General features: G+C 61.5%; 1 protein-coding gene and 1 pseudogene. Both read right to left on the bottom strand.

The features are described from left to right. Positions 1 to 72 precede the first annotated feature (72 nt). On the bottom strand, positions 73 to 888 hold the full coding sequence (istB, locus tag EVC45_RS44470) for an IS21-like element helper ATPase IstB (protein ID WP_129964346.1): 816 nt from the start codon (positions 886 to 888) through the stop codon (positions 73 to 75). Further along, positions 885 to 1,658: pseudogene (locus EVC45_RS44465) on the bottom strand (IS21 family transposase); the annotation flags it as partial. The pseudogene EVC45_RS44465 and the gene istB, both read right to left, overlap by 4 nt.

Here is a 1,658-nt window from a genome sequence, read left to right as displayed (position 1 = left end):
TGGACAGCGTCAAGCAGGAAGTCCGGTTTACCGACAAACATCTTGGCCGGTCGGTCGAGATGTTTGTTGCTGTCAGTTGGACATGGTTGTCGCTCCGTTCGGATTGTCAGCAGGTAATTGACGGCGCCGCTCTTTCTGTTTGTCGCTGGCTGTGCGGCGCCGATAGCTTTCAACATTCAGTTCGAAGATCGTCGAGTGGTGCACGAGCCGGTCGATGGCCGCCACTGTCATGCCGGGGTCCGGGAAGACGTCGTTCCAGCCAGAGAAGGGTTGGTTGGCCGTTATTAGAAGACTTTTCCGCTCATACCTCTCGGCGATCAACTCGAACAGCACGCTGGTTTCGGCCTGGTCTTTCCTCACATACGAGAGATCATCAAGGATGATCAGGTCGAACCGGTCGAGCTTCGCGAGCGCCGAAGGCAGCTGCAGACTCTGGCGCGCGACCTGGAGCTTCTGCACGATTTCGCCGGTGCGCGTGAACAATACGCGATAGCCGGCTTCGATTAGCGCATGGCCGATGGCGGACCCCAAATGACTTTTGCCGCCGCCGGGTGGACCGAACAGGAGGATCGTGGCGCCTTTCTCAAGCCACGAATCGCCCGCGGCCAGCGCCATCACATGCGCCTTTGAGATCATAGGCACGACGCCGAAGTCGAAGGTGGCGAGCGTCTTGGTCGGATCCAGATGTGACTCGGTACGATGACGCTCGATTCTTCGTTTGGCCCGCTCGGCCAGTTCATGTTCGAGCAATGCACCGAGTAGCCGAGACGCCTGCCAGCTTTCCTTGTCCGAGCGTTCAGCGAAGTCCTGCCACAACCGGCCGATCGTAGGCAGCCGCAATTCGTTGAGCATCAGCGCGATACGGCCAGCATCGTAGGGGGCGTTCACGCGAGCACCTCCTCATCGAGCAACGTGTCGTAAAGCGCGGCGCACGGCATCTCGACGACAACCACCGGACACTCGGCCTGGCGCGGTGCGAACTCATCGAACAGCGCCTTCAGATCGGGCAGTTCACCGAGTTCGAGCAATGCATCCAGCCTCTCGGCCAGTTGCGCCTCGACGCCGTGGTTTCCTGCCAGCTCAAGCAGACCCACCATGGTCTTGCATGCGCTGCGCGGCGTCAGCGCCTGCTCCAGTCGCTCCCAGGTCCGACGGTAGGCTTCACGCGGAAACAGATCGTCACGGAACGCGAGGCCCCTGAAGGCCTGCGGCTTGCGTTTGAGCGAATCGATGAAGTGCCGGTAGTCGATGCCGCGACCGCGCCGTTTGCTCGTATGTGTGGCTCTCGCCGTGCTGTGCACGAGCGCGCCGGACAGATAGCAGTCGAGCCGGTCACTGTAGAGGCGTACCTTCAGGCGATGCCCGATCAGCCGCGACGGGGCGCTGTACAGGACGCAACGCACGGTGAACGTGCCGCAGCGTGTCACGCGCGCCTCTTCTTCGTCAAAGTCGGTGGTACGGTGCTCAGGCAGATCCAGCAGGTGCTCGCGCTCGATCTGGAACGCTGCAGCATTACGCCGGTTGCGGCGCATCACCACCCCGCGCACGAACTCGTCGTACGCGGCCCGGTCCGCGAAGTCGCGGTGACCTCGCAGCTCCAAGGCCTGATCGATCTGATCCTTCAGATAGCGATGCGAGGATTCCACACTGCCATTCTC

The sequence above is a fragment of the Paraburkholderia sp. UYCP14C genome (genome assembly GCF_004197395.1).
Taxonomy (GTDB): domain Bacteria; phylum Pseudomonadota; class Gammaproteobacteria; order Burkholderiales; family Burkholderiaceae; genus Paraburkholderia.
Note: the sequence above shows the minus strand (reverse complement) of the source record. Positions and strands in the feature narration are given on the sequence as shown.